Origin of the sequence: Pseudoalteromonas sp. Z1A8 (assembly GCF_011378855.1) — a bacterium.
GTDB lineage: Bacteria > Pseudomonadota > Gammaproteobacteria > Enterobacterales > Alteromonadaceae > Pseudoalteromonas.
Window position 1 is genome coordinate 1 of record NZ_WTLB01000025.1, and the last position, 21,928, is coordinate 21,928.

The 21,928-nt window shown below is 39.2% G+C and carries 15 protein-coding genes; 7 read left to right on the top strand and 8 right to left on the bottom strand.

What is annotated here, in order from left to right; genetic code table 11:
* Window positions 1-128 precede the first annotated feature (128 nt).
* Window positions 129-710, bottom strand: a complete 582-nt coding sequence (tpx, locus tag GQR55_RS11280) for a thiol peroxidase (RefSeq protein ID WP_166420662.1) — start codon at window positions 708-710, stop codon at window positions 129-131.
* Window positions 711-942: 232 nt separating this feature from the next.
* Between tpx and GQR55_RS11285 the strand changes: the two genes are divergently transcribed.
* Entirely contained in the window at window positions 943-1,947 is a 1,005-nt protein-coding gene (locus GQR55_RS11285; protein ID WP_010553397.1) for a response regulator, read from the top strand.
* Between the two features lie 3 nt (window positions 1,948-1,950).
* Window positions 1,951-2,922: a diguanylate cyclase gene (locus GQR55_RS11290; protein WP_166420663.1), complete on the top strand. Its 972-nt coding sequence runs from the start codon at window positions 1,951-1,953 to the stop codon at window positions 2,920-2,922.
* Between the two features lie 428 nt (window positions 2,923-3,350).
* Here GQR55_RS11290 and GQR55_RS11295 read toward each other — a convergent pair whose 3' ends face one another.
* The 4 genes from GQR55_RS11295 to GQR55_RS11310 form a co-directional block, all read right to left on the bottom strand.
* Window positions 3,351-4,865: a SpoVR family protein gene (locus GQR55_RS11295; RefSeq protein WP_166420664.1), complete on the bottom strand. Its 1,515-nt coding sequence runs from the start codon at window positions 4,863-4,865 to the stop codon at window positions 3,351-3,353.
* Between the two features lie 19 nt (window positions 4,866-4,884).
* Window positions 4,885-6,168 (bottom strand): YeaH/YhbH family protein, encoded by a 1,284-nt coding sequence (locus GQR55_RS11300; protein ID WP_166420665.1) that lies wholly within the window; start codon window positions 6,166-6,168, stop codon window positions 4,885-4,887.
* A gap of 31 nt (window positions 6,169-6,199) precedes the next feature.
* Window positions 6,200-8,122 carry a PrkA family serine protein kinase gene (locus GQR55_RS11305; protein WP_166420666.1) on the bottom strand — a complete coding sequence of 641 codons (1,923 nt, stop codon included), beginning with the start codon at window positions 8,120-8,122 and terminating at the stop codon, window positions 6,200-6,202.
* A gap of 210 nt (window positions 8,123-8,332) precedes the next feature.
* Complete coding sequence (locus GQR55_RS11310) at window positions 8,333-8,914, bottom strand: Fe-Mn family superoxide dismutase (protein WP_002960323.1); 582 nt, start codon at window positions 8,912-8,914, stop codon at window positions 8,333-8,335.
* 266 nt (window positions 8,915-9,180) lie between these two features.
* Here GQR55_RS11310 and GQR55_RS11315 point away from each other — a divergent pair, with 266 nt between their 5' ends.
* The 5 genes from GQR55_RS11315 to GQR55_RS11335 all read left to right on the top strand — a co-directional run bounded on the left by GQR55_RS11315 (window position 9,181) and on the right by GQR55_RS11335 (window position 17,957).
* A complete protein-coding gene (locus tag GQR55_RS11315) occupies window positions 9,181-9,519 on the top strand; it encodes a Grx4 family monothiol glutaredoxin (RefSeq protein ID WP_004335359.1) in 339 nt (112 codons plus the stop codon).
* A gap of 348 nt (window positions 9,520-9,867) precedes the next feature.
* Window positions 9,868-10,047 (top strand): hypothetical protein, encoded by a 180-nt coding sequence (locus tag GQR55_RS11320; protein ID WP_166420673.1) that lies wholly within the window; start codon window positions 9,868-9,870, stop codon window positions 10,045-10,047.
* Window positions 10,048-10,688: 641 nt separating this feature from the next.
* Window positions 10,689-15,146 (top strand): glutamate synthase large subunit, encoded by a 4,458-nt coding sequence (gene gltB / locus GQR55_RS11325; RefSeq protein WP_166420674.1) that lies wholly within the window; start codon window positions 10,689-10,691, stop codon window positions 15,144-15,146.
* A gap of 9 nt (window positions 15,147-15,155) precedes the next feature.
* Window positions 15,156-16,571, top strand: coding sequence for an FAD-dependent oxidoreductase (locus GQR55_RS11330; RefSeq protein WP_007584567.1), 1,416 nt, complete (start codon window positions 15,156-15,158; stop codon window positions 16,569-16,571).
* Window positions 16,572-16,934: 363 nt separating this feature from the next.
* A complete protein-coding gene (locus tag GQR55_RS11335; protein WP_346774259.1) occupies window positions 16,935-17,957 on the top strand; it encodes a GGDEF domain-containing protein in 1,023 nt (340 codons plus the stop codon).
* A 370-nt stretch (window positions 17,958-18,327) separates the two neighbouring features.
* Here the strand turns inward: GQR55_RS11335 and recN are convergent, their stop codons facing one another.
* From recN to nadK, 3 genes are all read right to left on the bottom strand, one after another.
* Entirely contained in the window at window positions 18,328-20,001 is a 1,674-nt protein-coding gene (gene recN / locus GQR55_RS11340; RefSeq protein WP_166420676.1) for a DNA repair protein RecN, read from the bottom strand.
* A 75-nt stretch (window positions 20,002-20,076) separates the two neighbouring features.
* Window positions 20,077-20,634, bottom strand: coding sequence for a hypothetical protein (locus GQR55_RS11345; RefSeq protein WP_166420677.1), 558 nt, complete (start codon window positions 20,632-20,634; stop codon window positions 20,077-20,079).
* Between the two features lie 390 nt (window positions 20,635-21,024).
* On the bottom strand, window positions 21,025-21,909 hold the full coding sequence (gene nadK, locus GQR55_RS11350; RefSeq protein ID WP_166420678.1) for an NAD(+) kinase: 885 nt from the start codon (window positions 21,907-21,909) through the stop codon (window positions 21,025-21,027).
* Window positions 21,910-21,928: the final 19 nt, after the last annotated feature.

Sequence of the window (21,928 nt, forward strand, 5' to 3'; positions counted from 1 at the left end):
GGACCGTTCGAATTTCAAAAACTCGGTACACCATTAAGTCAAAACATGCTTAACTGAATGGTGTTAGCCAATTGGCGGTTTTTGTTTTAAGGCCGTCTAATATTAATTAGTACTACTTATTATGCGTATTACAACGTTTTAAGTTTTTCAATCACGCTGCTATATTCTGGTTCAGTAGAAAGGCTTCCAACTAATTGTTTATAAATTATGTTATGGCTTTCATCTAAAATAAATACAGTTCGCGTTAATAAGCCCATGTCTTTGATTATCAATCCGTAATTCTGGCCAAAATCTCGCCAAACAGAATCAGATAGCGTAGTGACTTTATCAATGTTTTCAGCTTTACAAAAACGTTTTTGAGCAAAAGGTAAATCTGCACTAATTGTTAGCATTACAACACTTGGGAATTGTGAGGCTACTTTTTCGTTAAAGTGTTTTGTTTGCAGGCTACAAATACCGGTATCAAGGCTCGGTACTACACTTATCAATACAGCTTGGCCTTTATAATCCTCAAGTGTTACCGGGATGAAGTTGTCATCAACAACTTTAAAGTTTGGCGCGCTATCTCCTACTGAGACACCTTGACCTAATAAAGTGACTGGTTTGCCTTGTGCGGATACTTTTCCTACATCAAGCGTATTTTCTGGATAGTCTGCTGCAATAGCCACAGAGCAAAATGCACTCAAAGCAAAGGCAAGTGAACGTAACATAAGGTATTTCCTTTTAAATTAACGCAATGGGCGTCAGTGTATTATACTGCGCTATGGTAACCAAGTGATTAAACCTGCTAATAGAGTAGGTATTAGCTCTGCGATATAAAAATTGTAACTGGGCTAAACTTTGATTAACATGGAGTTACAAAAGATATCTTTGATAATAAAAATAAAAACCTTTATACAATGATTTTAATGCTCATGACGGGTTTAGAAATAGAGAGATAATATGTCAACATCAGTATTAATATGTGATGACTCGAAATTAGCTAGGCGTCAGTTAGCTCGTTCATTACCTGAAGATTGGGACATTAAAGTTGAATTTGCACTTGACGGCGTTGACTGCATAAAGCAAATAAAATTAATTGAACCAGAGATACTTTTTCTCGATTTAAACATGCCAGAAATGGATGGCTATGAAGTATTAATAGCTATGAAAGAACAAGGGCTTAATATACTCACTGTTGTTGTCTCTGGTGATATACAACCAAGTGCACACCAAAGAGTGCTTGAGCTGGGTGCTATCGATTTTATTCAAAAACCATGTTCCCCCGAAAAACTAGCCAGCATAATTGAACACCATGGAATTAAAGACAAAGCCATGCGTGAACGTCTCTCTCATTCATTAGGAGAGCAAGTTGACCCTGATGTACGTGACATATACCAAGAGCTCACTAACGTTGCTATGGGCCAAGCAGGGGATTTACTTGCGCGCCTGCTTAATGTGTTTGTAAAGCTTCCAATTCCGAATGTAAATATTTTAGAAGTTAACGAACTCGATATGGCGCTACGCTCTATTGATAATAACGCTGCTACATCGGGTGTGTGCCAAGGCTTTATTGGCGGTGGTATTTCTGGTGAAGCCCTATTACTTTTAAATGATTCAAGCTTTAAAGAAATAGCCTCATTGATGAATTATGATGGCGAGTTAAACGACAAGGTTGAACTTGAGCTGCTAATGGATATTAGTAATATTTTGATAGGCGCTATTTTAACAGGCCTTTCAAAACAGCTCGATATGTCATTTAGCCAAGGGCACCCGATTGTACTTGGTCAGCACAGAGACGTGTCTGAGCTGGTAAAATCGAATAAATCACGTTGGCAGCGCACGCTTGCTATAGAGATTAGTTACGGTATTGAAAACCATGATATAAATTGCGACCTCATGCTGTTATTTACTGAAGATTCACTTAAAACTTTGAAGTACAAAGTTGCTTACCTATTAGAAGATTAAGTTATGGCTGCTGATTTAGAAATGACTGAGATCCATTGGTTAATGGATATGTTTAATACCGTAGATGTAGGCCTTGTTGTACTAAATAGAGACTATAAAGTGTGTGTATGGAATGGCTTTATGGAAAACCATTCTGGGCTTTTACCAAGCGCAGTAAAAGATAAAGACCTATTTGACTTATTTCCAGCAATAGACGAAAAATGGTTTAGAAGTAAATCTGAGTCGGTTTTTGTTTTAAAAAACCGCTCTTTTACTATTTGGGAGCAACAGCCCTATATTTTCAGGTTTAAAAATTATAGACCGATTACCGGTAAAGCTGATTACATGTACCAAAATGCGACGTTTATACCGCTTACAAATACGATGGGTGAAGTGAGCCATATTTGTATTATTTTGTACGATGTAACTGATGTCGCGGTAAATAAAAAAGAGCTTGAAGAGTTAAATAAAAAATTAGAACAAGTTAGTCAAACAGATAGTTTAACGCAGCTTGCAAATCGTGGGCATTGGGAAGGTACGCTACGCCAAGAGTTTTTGAGGGTTAAGCGAAGTGGTGGCTGTAGTACATTATTAATGTTTGATATTGATCACTTTAAAAAAATAAATGATGAATACGGGCATAGTTGCGGCGATGAAGCGCTCCGTCATCTATCAAACTTATTACGTACAACGCTACGCGAAACAGATATAGCTGGCCGTTACGGTGGTGAAGAGTTTGTAGTAACTTTACTTGATACTGATAAAGAGGGGGCGACTATATTTGCTGAACGTTTAAGAGTACATATTGAGTCAAATCCAGTTAAGTATAAACACTTTGAAATAAAAATGACGGTGAGCATTGGCTTTGCTGGCAATAGTAATGATTTTAAAAATCATGAGCGTTGGATAGAAGCTGCCGATAAAGCGTTATATCACTCAAAAAATACAGGCCGAAATAAAGTGACGGCCTATGAAGATATAAAAAATGACGCTTAAGCGTCATTTTTTATATCTAGGGCATGTTGATCTTTGGTGGGTGAATTTGCAGCAGTATGTTTGGTTTTTAGGCAAGGCAGAGCCTATGTAGTGTGGTTATTCCCCATGAATAGGCGATAACGCAGCATAAATACCAAACATGCGCTGCCCAAAGGGTTCTTTCTAGGGACGATTAACTCTTTGTTGCCTACATGGATGTCGGTAAGGGGCGTGAGCAGGACGCGGAAGCTTTGCTCGGTTTTTACTTAGCCTACTAGGTTACAAACCTCGCGCCGCGATTTAATCGCCCCTAGATTGAACAAATTTCAATCCACAAAGATCAACACGCCCTAGAATTTAAGATTAAATAATACTGTGTTTGTATATTCTGCTGAGCCAATCCAATAAGTATGAAAACCAATCAATATGAAAAGCTTTATTGCCCCTTACTATTGTGCTGTATGGCGAGAGTCATCGACTGGGCATTGACCAATTATAGAGGCTTCACCAGAACTTGACTCCTGTTCTAGTTTTACTTTAAAGCCCCATAGCCTATAAAGATGCTTGAGTACTTCTTCGTGCGAGTTTGCTAGAGGAATATTGTTATGAGGCACATAGCGTAGGGTTAGCGAACGGTCACCTCTAATATCAACATCATACACTTGAATATTAGGCTCATGATTACTCAAGTTGTACTGCGCTGAGAGTGCTTCTCTCACTGCTTTATAGCCGTTGTCGTTATGTATTGCACCTATTTCTAAATGCGGGTTGTTAGCATGGTCAATAATCGTAAATAATTTAAAATCACGAATTAATTTAGGCGATAAAAACTGGCTAATAAAGCTCTCATCTTTAAAGTTTTCCATTGCAAAATGCAGGGTATCTAGCCAATTACTGCCTGCATACTCAGGGAACCACTTTTTATCTTCCTCCGTTGGATACTCACACATTCTGCGAATATCAACCATCATATTAAAGCCTAACGCGTATGGGTTAATACCTGAATAATACTTACTGTTATAAGGGGGCTGATAAACTACGTTGGTATGGCTTTGTAAAAACTCTAACATGAAAGAGTCGGTCACTTTTCCCTCGTCATATAAATGATTAAGAATGGTGTAGTGCCAAAATGTTGCCCAGCCTTCGTTCATTACTTGAGTTTGTTTTTGTGGATAAAAGTATTGCGAAATTTTACGAACAATACGTATCACTTCACGTTGCCAAGAATCGAGTAATGGGGCGTTTTTTTCAATAAAATACAAAATATTTTCTTGGGGTTCAGAAGGGAAATGACGTACTTTCTTTTTGGTTTCTTGCTGTTGCTCAGGAATAGTTCGCCATAATTCGTTTACTTGCGATTGAAGGTAGTCTTCGCGCTCTTGTTGGCGTTTTTGCTCTTCAAATAGCGATATTTGTTGTGGACGTTTGTAGCGATCGACCCCGTAATTCATTAATGCATGACATGAGTCGAGAAGGGCTTCTACTTGTGTAATACCGTGCTTTACTTCACAGCGACTTATGTAGTTTTTAGCAAATACCAAGTAATCAATAATTGAACCTGCATCTGTCCAGGTTTTAAATAAGTAATTACCTTTAAAAAAAGAGTTATGCCCGTAACATGCGTGCGCCATTACAAGCGCTTGCATAGGTAGGGTGTTTTCTTCCATTAAGTACGCAATACAAGGGTCTGAATTTATCACTATTTCGTAAGCAAGCCCCATTTGTCCGCGCTTATAATTTTGCTCGGTTTGAATGAATTTTTTACCGTAAGACCAATGGCTGTAGCCAATAGGCATACCAACGCTTGAATAAGCGTCCATCATTTGCTCTGCGGTTATCACTTCAATTTGATTAGGGTAGGTGTCTAACCTATAGTGAGCTGCAACACGGGCAATTTCACCTTGGTACTCATCTAATAAATCAAAGGTCCAATCGGGGCCATCGCTCAATCGTTTATCATTCATAATGCTACCTCGCTTTTGGCTATGCAGAGTTTTGCTGTTGACGACCTTTTTTAAATAGCTCCCTAAAAATTGGGTAAATATCTTCAACGCTTTGAATATGCTGTATGACGAAATTATTATGACTGTGTGTTATAGATTCATATTCGCGCCATAGGCTTTGATGAGCACGAGTGGTTATTTCAATATAAGCAAAATAACGTACTGCGCTTAAAAGGTTATTACGTAAAATTTCACCACACTGCGGGGTATCGTCCGCCCAGTTATCGCCATCAGAGGCTTGTGCGGCGTATACATTCCACTCGTTTGCGTGATAACGCTCTTTTATTATTTCGTTCATTAATTTAAGAGCGCTCGAAACAATGGTACCGCCAGTTTCTTGAGAATAAAAAAACTCTTGTTCGTCTACTTCTTTTGCTTGTGTGTGGTGGCGAATATAAACAACGTCTATGTCTTTATAGCTGCGTGTTAAAAATTGATAGAGCAAAATATAAAAGCGCTTTGCCATGTCTTTTGTTGGCTGATCCATTGAACCTGACACATCCATAATACAAAACATTACCGCTTTGCTGGTGGGGTGAGGGCGCTTTTCGTAATTACGAAAACGTAAATCGTAGTTATCAATAAACGGGACCGATTTAATTTGTAGCTTTAATGCTGCAATTTCTTTTTGTAATAAAGCAATTGCCGCTTTATCGCTATGTGGTTCACTAAGTAATAGAGCAAGTTGTTCTTCGAGCTCTTTTAAACGGCGTTTTTTACCTGCACTCATGGCAACACGCCGTGCAAGCGAGCCTTGTAATGAGCGAACAATATCAATATTGCTTGGCATGCCGTCGCTACAAAATCCGGCGCGGTGGGTTTTCATTTGCACTAACTTATCAAGTTGGTTTTCTTGTAAGTTAGGAAGTTCTAAATCTTCAAACAGTAAATCAAGGTATTCATCTTTTGATATTGAAAATACAAATTCGTCTTGTCCCTCGCCCGAATCGCTGGCGTCACCTTCACCGGCACCACCGCCTTGTCCGCCTTTAGGGCGCTCAATTTTATCACCGGTAGAAAACTGATCGTTACCAGGGTGAATTTGTTCCCTATTACCACCTTGCCCTTGATGAAATGTAGGTTCGCTGATATCGCGTTGTGGAATAGAAATACTCTCACCAGAGCTTGAGTCGGTAACGCTGCGTTTGTTTATCGCATCTGAAACCGCTTCTTTAATTTGCTTTTTATAGCGCCTAATAAAGCGCTGACGATTAAGCGTACTTTTATTTTTTCCGTTTAAACGCCTATCTATAAAATGCGCCATATTGACCTCCTATATACTACGACTATGAAGGTTATTGCGATTTTCTAACCCGTAAATACCACTCAGAAAGCAAGCGAACTTGTTTTTGTGTATAGCCTTTTTCGACCATACGGTTCACAAAGTCTTCGTGTTTTTGCTGATCCTCAGCTGATGTTTTAGTATTAAACGAAATAACGGGAAGTAAATCTTCGGTATTAGAGAACATTTTTTTCTCAATTACCGTGCGTAGTTTTTCGTAGCTTGTCCATAGTGGGTTTTTACCGTTGTTATGCGCACGGGCACGCAATACAAAGTTCACTATTTCATTACGGAAATCTTTAGGGTTAGAAATACCCGCTGGTTTTTCTATTTTTTCAAGTTCCGCATTAAGTGCCTCGCGGTCAAATAGCTGTCCGGTATCGGGGTCGCGATATTCTTGGTCTTGTATCCAAAAGTCTGCATAAATAACATAACGGTCAAAAATGTTTTGTCCGTATTCTGAATACGATTCTAAATAAGCGGTTTGCAGTTCTTTACCTATAAATTCTACATATTGCGGAATTAAATAGCCTTTTAAAAAGCTTAAATAGCGCTCTTCAACTTCGCTACTAAATTGCTCTCGCTCTATTTGTTGCTCAAGTACATAGAACAAGTGCACCGGATTTGCGGCAACCTCAGTGGTATCAAAGTTAAACACGCGAGATAAAATTTTAAACGCAAAGCGGGTAGAGAGCCCCGTCATGCCTTCATCAACACCTGCGTAATCACGATACTCTTGATACGATTTTGCTTTAGGGTCGGTGTCTTTTAGGGTTTCGCCATCGTATACCCGCATTTTTGAATAGATACTTGAATTTTCTGGCTCTTTTAAACGTGATAGCGTCGTAAATTGTGCCAATGTTTTAAGTGTACCCGGTGCGCATGGCGCGTTGTATAGCTCGCTGTGCTCAAGTAATTTGTCGTAAATTTTAATTTCTTCGGTTACACGTAAGCAGTAAGGTACTTTTACAATATAAACACGGTCTAAAAATGCTTCGTTGTTTTTATTGTTTTTAAAGGTTTGCCACTCAGATTCATTAGAGTGAGCGAGGATCATGCCATTAAAGGGCAGAGCACTAATGCCTTCTGTGCCGTTGTAATTACCCTCTTGGGTTGCAGTAAGTAAAGGATGCAGCACTTTAATAGGTGCTTTAAACATTTCTACAAACTCCATCAGCCCTTGGTTAGCTAAACATAAAGAGCCTGAGTAGGCGTATGCATCCGGATCGTTTTGAGCAAAGTGCTCAAGCTGGCGAATATCGACCTTACCCACTAGCGCCGAAATATCTTGGTTGTTTTCATCTCCTGGTTCGGTTTTGGCAATGCCTATTTGGTTTAAAATTGAGGGGTAGCGTTTAACCACTCTAAACTGGCTTATATCACCATTGAACTCTTTTAAGCGTTTGCCAGCCCAAGGCGACATAATGGTTTTTAAATAGCGCTGTTTAATACCGTATTCTTGGCTGAGTACGTCGGCGTCCTCTATTGGGTCAAATAATGCAAGGGGATGGTCGTTAACCGGAGAGCCTTTAATTGAATAAATAGGCACTTGTTGCATTAAATACTTTAGTTTTTCAGCAATGGATGATTTACCCCCACCAACAGGTCCAAGTAAATAAAGCACTTGTTTGCATTCTTCAAGCCCTTGGGCGGCATGTTTTAAATAAGAGACTATTTGCTCAATGGCGTCTTCCATACCATAAAAATCAGCAAAGGCAGGGTAGCGCGCAACTACTCTATTTGAAAATAATCGACTTAGTCGTGCATCCGTTGCGGTATCTACCATGTGTGGTTCGCCAATTGCCATTAGTAGGCGTTCTGGTGCGCTGGCGTAGGCAGACTTATCGGTTTTACAAATCTCAAGAAATTCAGCGATACTGTATTCTTCTTCCTGTGCCGCTTCGTATCGTGCTTGGTAATGCTCAAAAATCGTCATAATAACCTCCGAAACCCGCTGTAAAAAGGTGCTTACCTTTTAAAGTCTAGTCACGAATGTGTATTTTTGTGCAATAAAATTAAAAATTTAAGTGAAAAAAGGTCATGTTACTAAAAGCGTTTTATTAAATGATGAGGCGCTTAGGTATGATACACAAGAAACAAAAAAAGACGCCTAAGCGTCTTTTTAAAATTAGCGTTTAAAGGCTAATTAAGCGAAGTTAGCGTTCGCGAATTCCCAGTTAACAAGCGACCAAAAACCTTTAAGGTAGTCTGGACGAACGTTACGGTAATCAATGTAGTAAGCGTGTTCCCATAAATCCACTGTAAGGATTGGAGTAACGCCATCATCAGTTAATGGTGTAGCAGCGTTAGATGTATTAACGATGTCTAGTGAACCATCAGCAAGCTTAACTAACCACGTCCAGCTTGAACCAAAGTTATTTACTGCTTTGTCGTTTAATGCATCTTTAAACGCATCAAAAGAACCCCATTTAGCGTTGATTGCATCAGCAACTGCGCCAGTAGGCTCGCCGCCGCCGTTTGGAGATAAGCTGTTCCAGTAAAAAGTATGGTTCCAGATTTGTGCTGCGTTGTTAAATACGCCGCCTTCTGATGAACATACGATCTCTTCTAGAGATTTGTTTTCAAACTCAGTACCAGGGATTAAACCATTAAGCTTAACCACGTAAGTGTTGTGGTGTTTGCCATGGTGAAACTCTAGTGTTTCTTTTGAAATATGTGGCTCAAGTGCGTCGATTGCATATGGTAGTGACGGTAGTTCAAATGCCATTTTTTTATCTCCATCTTCTTTGGTTGATAGTCCATTTGGTAATACGTAATGCCTGTTGGAACAGAGCGCTTACCTATACCAAGCGGTAATATAGTGTTACTATAATTGTTGAGTATTTTACTCAAGTTTAAGCAAACAGCAATGCTATTGCGAAAGACTATTTCAATTGCGGCTTTATTTGCCCATTTTAAGTTATATATTTGTGGTCACGATGAGTTATTTTCAAGACCTAAATATATTTAGCTATCGTTACTTTGAGGTTGTAGATGGAAACCATTGATAAAATTAAACAGCAAATTTCAGAAAACCCAATAATCCTTTTCATGAAAGGGTCACCAAAATTACCAAATTGTGGTTTTTCTTCACAAGCATCGCAAGCGTTAATGTCATGTGGTGAACCATTTGCATACGTCGATATTTTACTTAATCCAGACATTCGTGCTGAACTTCCAGCATATGCAAATTGGCCAACTTTCCCACAGCTTTGGGTAGATGGCGAGTTAGTTGGTGGTTGTGACATTATTATAGAAATGTTTCAACGCGGTGAGTTACAGCCGTTAATTACCGAAACTGCTGCTAAATATAAAGAAGCTGACGCAGAGTAATTTATTACTCAACCTGAACTCAGGTTATTAAGCTCTTTAAACACAAAGCCACTTTTTAAGTGGCTTTGTTGTTTTTAATCGTTGAAAATCTACGAGTAGGGAAGACTCGCCTGCACGTTTAACCCCACCTCTTTTTGTTATGTAAACTTATGTGCTATTAATGTTTTTCTGCAATTTATACCAATTCCAATAAATAGCTGATCTATTTTACTTGCTAAAACAACCCATTTCTTTGTTGTCAATTTCGTAAAGGGAACAACCATTTACATCAATTTACGCCTAGAACTGAATTGTTTTTTCGGCGTAAAATTCAGATCACATACTTAATGGAATTGGTATTATTTATAAATGGCCATTCCCGAATTACTCCTTGTACTTTTTGTTGAATACAAAGGCACTAAAGCATTCCATTACTTGCTAGCTGATTTTTTTACTGTTGTCGTTTTCATTTATGACAAACGCTTGCGTTACACATTCGACCTAAATGTGTATTTCACTGGTATTGGAATCGACTTGTATGCATTTTAAACAAGTCAATAAGTAGATGCTCTAGCTGAATTTAATCTGCTTGTAATCCAATATGTGAATTTTTTATTTCTTAGCCTCACTACCAATGATCTATTAACTAATTTACTAACTCCGGACTCTGTAATAGGGCAAGTGCATCTGTGGTTCTTACTTTCTAGATCTTTAATTTATGTCTACATGGAACACTGCTTTAAATAAAAATTCACTATTAACGTACAAAAAATGAAATGAACTTTCATAACTATACTAATGAGCAGCAATAATCGGGGATGTTAAGCCATTAAAGTAATGAAATAGCATAAAACTATCTAAATGTTAACTGAATAGCCCCTCCACCACTGAATACTTATTCACTCTTGGTTGTGCTTACGTTTACGTAAGCTGTAACGTTTAGGGCTCGTGTTTTTTACAATATGTTAAACTTGACACCAGTGTCATGAAAAAATAGTGGTTGAAATAACGCTAAATGTTAAAAATAATGATAAAAAGAAATCTTGCTATGAAGTGAGAAATATTCAAGAATGTGAATATGTATTCAAAGTGCTATTGACTCTATTTAAGATAGAGGCTAGTTTTGTCCGTCTGTTAGCAAATCGTCGAGCAGTTCATCCACGCTAACAGTGCAGCAAGGGGAGGGGTCTATGTTATACGACTCAAAGTTAGAAAAAGAAAATTGTGGCTTTGGCTTAATAGCCCAAGTTAATGGTCAAGCTAGTCATAGGCTTATTCGTACTGCTATTACGGGGCTTGATCGCATGCAGCACCGTGGCGGTATATCTGCTGATGGTAAAACAGGCGATGGCTGTGGTTTGTTATTACAAAAACCAGATAGCTTTTTCCGTGCTATTGCTAGTGAACATAACTGGCACTTAGGAAAAAACTATGCAGTGGGTATGATATTTTTAAATTCAGATCCCGTATTAGCGCAGACTGCAAAAAAAATACTTAGCGAAGAATTAGAAAAAGAAACGTTAAATATTTTAGGTTGGCGTGTTGTGCCAACCGACCCATCAATGCTCGGTCCTATTGCTGTACAGCAATTACCAGGTTTTGAACAAATTTTTGTTAGCGCGCCAGAAGGTTGGCGTTCTAAAGACTTAGAGCGCCGCTTATATGTAGCACGCCGCCGCGCTGAAAAGCGCATTGTTGATGACGAAGCTTTCTATATCGCAAGTCTATCTGGTTTGGTAACTATCTATAAAGGCTTAATGATGCCTGCGGATTTACCTAATTTTTACTTAGATTTAGCTGATATTCGTATGACGAGTGCGATTTGTGTGTTCCATCAGCGCTTTTCTACTAATACTCAACCGCGTTGGCCTTTAGCCCAACCTTTCCGCTATTTAGCACACAATGGTGAAATTAATACCATTGAAGGTAACCGTCAGTGGGCACGTGCACGTTCTTATAAATTTGCGTCACCGCTTATTCCTGATTTACAAAGCGCAGCGCCGTTTGTAAACGAAACCGGTTCTGATTCATCAAGCCTAGATAATATGCTTGAGCTATTTTTAGCTGGTGGCATGGATTTATTCCGCGCTATGCGTATGCTCGTGCCACCTGCATGGCAGAAAAACCGTGCAATGGACGACGATTTACGTGCATTTTACGACTTTAACTCTATGCACATGGAACCTTGGGATGGCCCGGCAGGTATTGTAATGTCGGATGGTCGTTTTGCGGCATGTAACCTTGACCGTAATGGACTTCGCCCTGCGCGCTATGTAATTACACAAGATGGTTTTATTACGCTTGCATCAGAAGTCGGTATTTGGGATTACACCGCCGATGAAGTGGTTGAAAAAGGCCGTGTTGGTCCAGGTGAATTATTAGTAATTGATACTAAGCTTGGCAAAATTTGGCACTCAGATGAAATTGATCAAGATTTAAAGTCTCGCCATCCTTACAAGTCATGGCTTGAAGAAAACGTTAAACGCCTTACTCCGTTTGAAGAACTGACTGAGCAAGATGCGGGTAATCGTTCGTTCGATGACGAAACACTGGCTAAATATCAAAAAATGTTTGGTTATACCAACGAAGAGCTTGATAGCGTTATCCGTGTAATGGGTGAAAACGGCCAAGAAGCAACCGGCTCAATGGGTGATGACACGCCATTTGCTGTGCTTAGTGAAGGGCATCGCTCGCTGTATGATTACTTCCGCCAAAAATTTGCACAAGTAACAAATCCACCTATCGATCCACTGCGTGAAAACCATGTAATGTCGCTTGCAACCTGTATTGGTAGTGAACAAAACGTATTTAACGAAACTACAGGCCACGCTAAGCGTCTACAGTTCGATACACCAATTTTAATGTACGCAGACATGCAGCAGCTATTAAATGCTGATGAAGCGCATTACAGCTACTGTAAAATTGATATTACCTACACAGTTGAAGAAGGTTTAGAAAACGCGGTCACGCGTATTTGTGACCAAGCACAAGAAAAAGCAGCCGCTGGCTGTATTATGCTTATTTTAACTGACCGTAACTTTGATGAAGTAAATTTACCAATTCCAGCAGCTATGGCTGTAGGTGCGGTACAAAAACGTTTAGTTGATAACAACCTTCGTTGTGAATCAAACATTATCATTGAAACCGGTAGCGTTCGTGATGCGCATCAGTTTGCTGTGCTATTAGGTTTTGGTGCTACAGCAATTTACCCATACCTAGCGTATGAGTCGCTTGTTGCGATGAGCGACAGCAAAATTATTAATAAATCGTACTGCGAGGTAACTCTTGCTTACCGTAAAGCCATTAATAAAGGCTTATACAAAATCATGTCTAAAATGGGCATAAGTACGGTTGCATCATATCGTTGTTCAATGTTGTTTGAAGCGGTTGGTTTATCTGACGCTATTGTTGATATGTGTTTTAAAGGGGTGGCAAGTCGCATACAAGGCGCATGCTTTACCGACTTTGATGACGATCAGCAAAGTTTGCACAAACTTGCTTTAAGCAAACGTAAATTATTAAGCCACGGTGGTTTATTTAAGTACGTTCACGGTGGTGAGTATCATGCTTATAACCCTGATGTTATTCAAACGCTTCAAAAAGCGGTACGCTCAGGTGACTATAAAGACTACAGTGCTTACGCCGATTTAGTTAATAATCGCCCTATAGCTACTTTGCGCGATATGTTAGCGCTTAAATTACCAGAGCAAGGCATAAGCATCGATGAGGTAGAATCTGCAGAAAACCTATATAAGCGCTTTGATTCAGCAGCGATGAGTATTGGTGCACTATCTCCAGAAGCGCATGAGGCGCTAGCAATTGCAATGAACCGCTTAGGGGGTTGTTCAAACTCAGGTGAAGGCGGCGAAGATAAACTACGTTATGGTACCGAGAAAAACTCGCGTATTAAGCAAGTCGCTTCAGGTCGATTTGGCGTAACGCCGCATTACTTACGTAGTGCTGACGTTATTCAAATTAAAGTAGCGCAAGGTGCAAAACCAGGTGAAGGCGGTCAATTACCGGGTGAAAAAGTAACGCCGTATATTGCTAAACTTCGTTATTCGGTTCCAGGTGTGACGTTAATTTCGCCACCGCCACATCACGATATTTATTCAATTGAAGATTTAGCGCAGCTGATTTTCGATTTAAAACAAGTAAACCCTAAAGCACTTATTTCTGTAAAACTGGTTTCAGAACCAGGCGTAGGAACCATTGCAACAGGGGTTGCTAAAGCGTATGCCGATTTAATTACTATTTCTGGTTATGACGGCGGTACAGGTGCAAGCCCACTGACGTCTGTTAAGTATGCCGGTAGCCCGTGGGAGCTTGGCCTTGCTGAAACGCAGCAAGCACTTGTTGAAAATGGCCTTCGTCATCGAATTCGCCTACAAACAGATGGTGGTTTAAAAACAGGTTTAGATATTATTAAAGCAGCTATTTTAGGTGCTGAGAGCTTTGGCTTTGGTACTGGCCCAATGGTTGCGCTTGGTTGTAAATACCTTCGTATTTGTCATTTAAATAACTGTGCGACCGGTGTTGCAACACAAGACGAAACACTTCGTCAAAAGCATTACCATGGCTTACCAGAAATGGCGATGAACTACTTTAAGTTTATAGCCCAAGAAGCGCGTGAAATTATGGCAAGCCTCGGCGTTGCTAATTTAACGGACTTAATTGGTCGCTTAGATTTACTTGAAGAAATTGAAGGTAAAACAGCAAAACAGAAAAAAATTGATTTATCGTCTGTTATTGCTCAACCAAATAACCCAACAGGTGAGACTCTTTATTGTAGTGCGCCTAATAGCTCGCATTACTTAGGTGAGTTAAACGAAAGTTTATTAGCTAAAGCACAAGATGCTATCGACACTTCAAGCGGTATTTCGCTAGTGAGTCGAATTTGTAATACCGATCGCTCGGTTGGTGCAATGCTTTCTGGCTATATTGCTGATAAGCATGGCAACCAAGGTATGGCGGCTGACCCTGTAGCAATTGAACTACACGGTACAGCGGGCCAATCATTTGGCGTGTGGAATGCTGGTGGCCTTGAAATGACACTCGTTGGCGATGCTAACGATTATGTAGGCAAAGGCATGGCAGGTGGTAAGTTAGTAATTCGTCCGCCACTTGGTTCGTCGTTCGAAAGTCACAAAGCAACAATTGCCGGAAACACATGTTTATACGGCGCTACAGGCGGAAAACTGTTTGCAGCAGGTTGTGCAGGCGAGCGTTTTGCAGTGCGTAACTCAGGTGTGCAAGCAGTTGTTGAAGGTGTAGGTGACAACGGTTGTGAATACATGACGGGCGGCGTTGTATGTGTACTGGGCAATGTAGGCGTTAACTTTGGTGCGGGTATGACAGGTGGTTTTGCTTATATATTAGATGAGCGAAATGATTTTGAAAAACGCATTAATCCAGAGCTAGTAGAAATAGTAACGCTGGATGAATTAACATCGCATCAAGAGCATTTACGCGGTTTAATTGCTGAGCATTTAGAGCTTACTGGCTCATGCCGTGCAGAAAGTATTTTAGCTAACTTTGAATTGTACTTACCGATGTTCAAATTAGTTAAACCAATATCAAGCGACGTAAAAAGTTTACTCGGGCATCGCGCTCGCAGTAGTGCCGAACTACGTGTTCAGGCGCAATAAGGGGGCAGTATGAGCGAAAATGTATATCAATTTATAGACGTGCAGCGTGTAGACCCACGCAAAAAACCAATCTCGTCACGTAAAAAATCTTTCGTAGAAATTTACGAACCCTTTTCAGAGAATCAAGTTAACTCACAAGCTGACCGTTGTTTAGATTGTGGTAACCCATACTGTGAGTGGAAATGTCCAGTACATAACTACATTCCACAATGGTTAAAGTTAATACGCACGGGCCGTATTATAGAGGCGGCTGAGCTTTCTCATCGTACTAACAGCTTACCAGAGGTTTGTGGGCGTGTTTGCCCACAAGACCGCTTGTGTGAAGGTTCGTGTACGCTCGATGAAGAGTTTGGAGCGGTTACAATTGGTAATATTGAAAAATACATTACTGATGAGGCATTTAAAATGGGCTGGAAGCCTGATATGTCTTATGTAACATGGACTGACAAAAAAGTAGCCATTATTGGTGCAGGTCCTGCAGGTTTAGGGTGTGCTGATATTTTAGTACGTAATGGCGTTAAACCAGTGGTGTTTGACCGTCATCCAGAAATTGGCGGACTACTCACTTTTGGTATTCCTTCTTTTAAACTTGAAAAATCAGTAATGCAAAAGCGCCGTGAAATATTCACTGAAATGGGCGTTGAGTTTAAGTTAAATGTTGAAGTAGGTGTTGATATTACACTTGATCAAATTTTAGCGGATTACGACGCTGTGTTTTTAGGGGTTGGTACGTATCAGAGTATGCGTGCAGGCCTTGAAAACGAAGACGCAGCGGGCGTTCACGATGCACTGCCGTTTTTAATTGGTAACACGAACCGTGTAATGGGCTACGACGAGACAAAACAACCGTGTATTGATATGGCTAACCAAAAAGTAGTTGTACTTGGTGGTGGTGATACGGCTATGGACTGTGTACGTACGTCTATTCGTCAAAACGCTGCAAAAGTAACGTGTGCCTACCGTCGTGATAAAGAAAACATGCCTGGATCTAAGCGCGAAGTTAAAAACGCGAAAGAAGAAGGTGTGATATTTACCTACAACGTTCAGCCTAAAGGCATTGTACTGAACGATAAAGGTAAAGTGACCGGCGTTAAAATGGTTAAAACTAAATTAGGCGAACCTGACGCAAAAGGCAGAAGCCGAGCGGAAGAAGTACCTGGTTCTGAGCATGTTATCGAAGCTGACCAAGTTATTATGGCGTTTGGTTTCCAGCCTCATAAAATGGATTGGTTAGAAAAGTACGATGTAGAAATAAACAACTGGGGCGGCATAAACGCACCAGAGCAAGGTGAGTTTACACATCAAACAACTAATCCTAAAATATTTGCTGGTGGCGATATAGTACGAGGTTCAGATTTAGTAGTAACTGCTATTTTTGAAGGACGTAATGCTGCAGAAGGCATTATGGATTACTTAAAAGTTTAATTGTTTATTTTGTATAAACAATTTTAGAAGCAAGCCATGTGGCTTGCTTTTTTTTGTTTTATTAGAATGTAATATCAATGTAATGAGTAACAAACGGTACTATATTAATATCATCTGTTGCTTCCATATAGTACCTATCACTCCTAAGTGAATTTTAAACATTTTTGGTTTCTACACCACAAAATCAGTATTTATACAAAACGAGGATAAGAGATGTATAATATGCATACAGTTATCAGCCTAAATAATAATCTTAGTAGTTGATTTAAATATAAAGTAGGTTCATTATCCCATGCTGTTTACGGTTTGCTTACTTTTTATCTATAAGTTGGCTTTTATATACAAATAAAATAAATAGAAATTATGTACGAATACTCAAACAATTCAGAAAGGAAGCTCATTGTTCGATTTTTCTCTTCGACAGGGTTTATAGCTACATTTTCGATGGCTAGCTTGGCATTTATTAACAACAGCTATTTATTAGCATTTACTTTGGTTGTTTCTTCATTTGTTTACTTATCGGCGTTTAATATAGGCAGAGGTGTAGAGAAATCTGCAACTGTAATTTTATATAACTTGTATGCATTGATGTTTTATCTGGTACTTACAGGAGGAGCACAAGGTACAGGGCCTATATGGATATTTATAGTTTCTCCTGTTACTTACTCAATTCGAGGGCTTAAACGAGGGACGTTTGATATTGTTTTATTTTTATCGGCGATTGTTCTCGGTTTCTATTGCGCTGATACATTTAATATATACGACTATAACCCTGAACAGTTTCCGATTAGAATTATACTCGCTTTTATAATTGTCGCATCGCTGAGTGGTTATTATGAGTTTTCAAGAGAAAAGTACAGCAGTAAATTAATCGCTTTAAGTAAAAAAAATGAATTTCTAGCCACTATAGATCCACTCACAAATCTGCCAAACCGCCGTTATGCTATGAATAAATTGGTTACTTTTAAAACTGAACTAACAAAAAATCATATTCGATTCGTTATTTTATTAGCTGATGTAGATAATTTTAAAAAAATTAATGATCAATTTGGTCATGACTTTGGCGATGAAGCACTTATTCACTTAGCTAAAACGTTTGAGAGAAGTATCCCCAAAGATGCGATTGCTTCAAGATGGGGCGGTGAAGAGTTTTTAATTGCTATCCCAAATGCAGCCATTGAAGATGCAGAAGAAATTGCAGAAAAAATCCATCATTCTCTTAAAAGTTCAGCAGTGAAACAGCTTTCACATAGTGTAAAGTTAACAATAAGTATTGGTGCAATTTCAGCGGGCGTTGAGCGTTCTATCGACCTAGATATTAAGTTAGCTGATGAACTACTTTATAAAGCAAAAGAGCAAGGAAAAAACAGAACTTGCTCCTCTTAATTGTTATGCGTATTAGTCCATTGAAAACGAATCAAGGGATGGCTTTATTTTAGCTTTCCTGCGTTTTACGCTCAAATAACAAACTACATTACACGTAACTTGCATTGTAATTAAAGCCCAATAACTAATGCTTAAATCACTTAGCCCATTTATCTTTTCGTTAGAAAAGTAATAGGCCACAACGGCTAGTTGAAAAACTAAAAAGCTATTTAAAAAGCTAAATAAACGTTGTTTAAAACAAGTATGTTTATATTTACTAAATATGATCAAACAGGTACTTAGTACTAATAACAACCAACTTAAAATTATACAAAAATCAACTAAGGTATTGTGCATTATTTAATCCTTGAAGACGTTCTTTACTAACACATTAAGCGTGAGCCATGATTAGTTCTTTAGCATTTGCTTTAGCGGTTTTGCTTACATTGTCGCCACCAAGTAAACGGGCTATTTCATTAATACGGCCATCTTTATTCAAAGGCAGCATATGAGTAAACGTCTCCCCTTGTGATATTTCTTTAGCTACAAAAAACTGCTGATGCGCACTACTAGCTACTTGTGGTAAATGAGTAACACAAATCACTTGGGTAGATTTACCTAACTGGCGTAATAACTTACCTACGGCAGATGCCGTTGGGCCTGATATACCGACATCAACTTCATCAAAAATAAGCGTTGGGGTTGTTACTTTTTGGGCAATAATTACCTGTATAGCAAGGCTTATACGAGAAAGCTCACCCCCTGATGCTACTTTAGCTAATGGTTGAAGTGGCTGCCCCGGATTAGTTGATACTAAAAATGAGACGTTATCAAAGCCTAAGCTGTTTGGTGTACGATTACTCTCTTGAGTTAGGGCTATTTCAAAAACACCGTTTTCCATTGATAAATTAGCCATGCTTTCACTTATTAGTGTGTTAAGTGTATTAGCATACTCGTAGCGGCTTTTACTTAGCTGATCAGCCGCTTGCTTATAAGTAAGTAACGCGTTTTCTATTTCTGACTCTAGTTGCTCTAAGCGATTACTATTATTACTTATCGACTCTAGCTCTTGAGCAATTGATTGATGAAATTCAACCAATTGCTGTGGCTTTATATGGTGCTTGCGTGCTAAATCCATCGCACCACTTAACCTATTCTCTACTTCACCTAAGCGGGCAGGGTCTAAATCTGTTTGCTCAGTGTAATTACGCACTTCGCGGCTTGCTTCTTCAACTTGTACAGCGGCTTCGCTAAGCAGTGCAGCCACGCTTGCTAAACTTTCGTCATATTGAGCCAGTTCAGTAAATTGTTGAGCGCTATGCTGTAGTAATGAACAAGCATTTTGCTCATCACTTTCATACAAGTGTTGTAACTCACGTTGGCACGATTCTAATATCGTTTGGCTATTACTTAGTTTGTAATGCTCAGCCTCAATTAAATCAAACTCATTTTCTTGTAAGGCAAATTCATCAAGCTCAGCAACTTGATACTCTAACAATTGCTTTTGCGCTGCTTGTTGCTGCTGTTGTTGTTCTAAGTGCTTAAATTCTTTTTGTAAGTTAGCAAACTGTTTATAGCTTTTATTTACTGAGTTTACTAAATGATGATGTCCGGCATAGGCATCTAAAAGCTGTAACTGATGCTCAGCTTTTAATAGGTATTGGTGGGCATGTTGTCCATGAATAGATATCAAATATTGACCAAGCTCTTTTAATTGTGATGCAGTAACTGCACTGCCATTAATATAGCTTTTGCTACGGCCATTTTTGCAAACAACACGGCGTAATAAACATTCATTATCGCCATTGTTTAGCATATGTTGCTCTAAAAATGCTTGAGCAAGCGGTAAATTTGTTAAGTCAAATTGTGCACATACTTCTGCTTTATCAGAGCTTGGGCGCACTGCTGATGCTTCAGCGCGTTCACCCAAACACAGTGATAGGGCGTCTATAGCAATAGATTTTCCCGCACCTGTTTCACCTGTGATCGCGGTCATACCGCTGCGCCATTCTGTGCTTAAATTACTTACAATTGCAAAGTTTTTAACTTCTAAACCAATTAACATACTGTTTATCCATCCAGTCAATTGACTGTTAATTTATACAGTGTTTTGGTTTTTTGCAAATTAATTTTTTATTATTTACGCAACGCTTACATCTTGATCAAACTGTGTATCAGACGTTTGGGGAGAGGTATTAACTTGATCATCAATAATATCAGTGGCTTGTGCGATGTCTTCGGTTTTAAGCAGAGCAATGAGAGGAGGTAAGGTATTTAGATAAAAGCTCTTATTATATAAAATTCCTTGCTGAGGTAACTCAGATACAAAGTACTGTATATTATCAATCAATGGTTGAATTATATCTGTTTGATTAGTTTTAATTAACTCGCTGGACAATGTATTAATTAGTAGGTCGGCGGTGTCTTCAAGCTGTTGCAAGTTCTCGTCTGTATGTGATTGAACAACAAAGAAATTACTGACAACAGCTTGAATACGTGAAATATATTTTGGGCGAATTATTTTAGCGTCAAGTAGCTCATTAAGTTTTGCTTTAAGGCGTATATTTACATGCAAAACACGTTCATTAAATAGTTTTTTTCTAGCTTCAATCGCTTTTTTACGATTACTCTCAATTTTGAGATAACTGTATAAAAGCGTAATTAATAGCAGTAAAGCAAAGAATACTACATAAGTCATTGCTACTCGTTCCTAAATTAGTTGATTATTATTTTGAGCCGCCATTTTGCTTTATAGTACCAAATTTGGCAATAAGAATAGGGCGTGTTGACCTTTCAGGATTAAGATTTGTTCAATCTAGGGGCGATTTAATCGCGGCGAGAGGTTTGAAACCTAGTGGGCTAAGTAAAAACCGAGCAAAGCTTCCGCGTCCTGCTCACGCCCCTTACCTACATCCATGTAGGCAACAAAGAGTCAATTGCCCCTAGAAAGAACCCTTAGGGCAGCGCATGTTTGGCCTTTATGCTGTGTTATCGCCTATTTATGGGGAATAACCACACTACATAGGCTCTGCCTTGCCTAAATACCAAATATACAGCTGCAAATTTAACCTCGAAAGATAAGCGCGCCCTAGTACAAACGACTACCCCAATTAAGTTTTGTACGCAAAACGTTGTAGTACGAGTAATTTTTTGGATGAATTAAGCGCAATTGTTTATCGGCTTTTTTAATGACTACTTCATCGCCGGGCAATACGGCAAGCACGACATGGCTGTCGCAACTTACTTGAAGGCTGTCTGTGTTTTCTAAGCTTAGCTTTAAACGAACTTCATTATCGGCATCTACTACTAAAGGTCTGCTAGATAAGGTATGAGGAAACATAGGTACTAACGAGATTGCATTTAGCTCTGGCGTTAATATTGGCCCGCCACCGGATAGCGAATAGGCTGTAGAGCCTGTAGGGGTTGATACGATTAAACCATCAGAGCGCTGAGAGAATACAAAGTCATTATTTATAAAGGCTTCAAACTCAATCATGTGAGCTACTTTATCGGCATGAAGTACCGCTTCGTTAACGGCTGAGTTTGCACTTTTTAATTCGTTATGGCGATATACTTCTACTTCTAATAAAAAGCGTTTTTCTTCAAGATATTCACCACTGAGGACTTGCTCTAAGCTCGCTTCAAACCCTTCAGGGTTTAAATCAGTTAAAAAGCCAAGGTTACCTCTATTTACACCAATAACAGCAATATTAAAGCGTGCAAGCACGCGTGCTGCGCCAAGCATGTTACCGTCACCGCCTACAACAATGGCTAAATCGGCTTGTTCACCTAAGTCGACTAATTTAACGAGTTTGTCTGAAGGGATATTATCTAATTGACCCCCCGTGCGTTTTTCTACAATTACCTCAAAACCAAGCGCAAGTAAAAATGTATGTAGACGCTGCAGAGTAGCCGCTGCTCCCGGATGATTAGGTTTGCCAATTAGGCCTATGGTGTTAAAAGGAGAGTCCATAATGTACGCATAAAGAGAT

Excerpts from the sequence above, each read along its gene's own strand:
- tpx (WP_166420662.1), bottom strand. The coding sequence starts at position 710 with ATGTTACGTTCACTTGCCTTTGCTTTGAGTGCATTTTGCTCTGTGGCT.
- GQR55_RS11285 (WP_010553397.1), top strand. The coding sequence starts at position 943 with ATGTCAACATCAGTATTAATATGTGATGACTCGAAATTAGCTAGGCGT.
- GQR55_RS11290 (WP_166420663.1), top strand. The coding sequence starts at position 1,951 with ATGGCTGCTGATTTAGAAATGACTGAGATCCATTGGTTAATGGATATG.
- GQR55_RS11295 (WP_166420664.1), bottom strand. The coding sequence starts at position 4,865 with ATGAATGATAAACGATTGAGCGATGGCCCCGATTGGACCTTTGATTTA.
- GQR55_RS11300 (WP_166420665.1), bottom strand. The coding sequence starts at position 6,168 with ATGGCGCATTTTATAGATAGGCGTTTAAACGGAAAAAATAAAAGTACG.
- GQR55_RS11305 (WP_166420666.1), bottom strand. The coding sequence starts at position 8,122 with ATGACGATTTTTGAGCATTACCAAGCACGATACGAAGCGGCACAGGAA.
- GQR55_RS11310 (WP_002960323.1), bottom strand. The coding sequence starts at position 8,914 with ATGGCATTTGAACTACCGTCACTACCATATGCAATCGACGCACTTGAG.
- GQR55_RS11315 (WP_004335359.1), top strand. The coding sequence starts at position 9,181 with ATGGAAACCATTGATAAAATTAAACAGCAAATTTCAGAAAACCCAATA.
- GQR55_RS11320 (WP_166420673.1), top strand. The coding sequence starts at position 9,868 with ATGGCCATTCCCGAATTACTCCTTGTACTTTTTGTTGAATACAAAGGC.
- gltB (WP_166420674.1), top strand. The coding sequence starts at position 10,689 with ATGTTATACGACTCAAAGTTAGAAAAAGAAAATTGTGGCTTTGGCTTA.
- GQR55_RS11330 (WP_007584567.1), top strand. The coding sequence starts at position 15,156 with ATGAGCGAAAATGTATATCAATTTATAGACGTGCAGCGTGTAGACCCA.
- GQR55_RS11335 (WP_346774259.1), top strand. The coding sequence starts at position 16,935 with ATGTACGAATACTCAAACAATTCAGAAAGGAAGCTCATTGTTCGATTT.
- recN (WP_166420676.1), bottom strand. The coding sequence starts at position 20,001 with ATGTTAATTGGTTTAGAAGTTAAAAACTTTGCAATTGTAAGTAATTTA.
- GQR55_RS11345 (WP_166420677.1), bottom strand. The coding sequence starts at position 20,634 with ATGACTTATGTAGTATTCTTTGCTTTACTGCTATTAATTACGCTTTTA.
- nadK (WP_166420678.1), bottom strand. The coding sequence starts at position 21,909 with ATGGACTCTCCTTTTAACACCATAGGCCTAATTGGCAAACCTAATCAT.